Raw genomic sequence first — 266 nt, 5'->3', positions numbered from 1 at the left:
CTCGCCTTCATCATCGACGCCTTCGACCGCGAGATCATCGCCTGGACGGCGGTCGCCAACGCGGGCATCTCCGGCTCTGACGTGCGCGACATGATGCTGGAGGCGGTCGAGAAGCGCTTCGCAGCAACGAGAGCCCCGCACGCAATAGAGCATCTCTCGGACAATGGCTCGGCATACACTGCGAGGGAAACGAGGCTGTTTGCCCAGGCGCTCAATCTGACGCCTTGCTTCACGCCGGTGGCCAGTCCGCAGTCGAACGGCATGTC

The 266-nt window shown here is 63.5% G+C and carries 1 protein-coding gene; it reads left to right on the top strand.

The genetic code is table 11. From position 1 onward, the window contains the following. On the top strand, positions 1 to 266 hold a 266-nt coding region (locus tag H6M51_RS24430; RefSeq protein WP_185812337.1), incomplete at both ends, for a DDE-type integrase/transposase/recombinase.

Source organism: Rhizobium sp. AQ_MP, assembly GCF_014237835.1.
Classification (GTDB): Bacteria; Pseudomonadota; Alphaproteobacteria; order Rhizobiales; family Rhizobiaceae; genus Allorhizobium.
The sequence above is the reverse complement of the archived record's forward strand: the minus strand, read 5'-3'. Positions and strand labels throughout refer to the sequence as shown.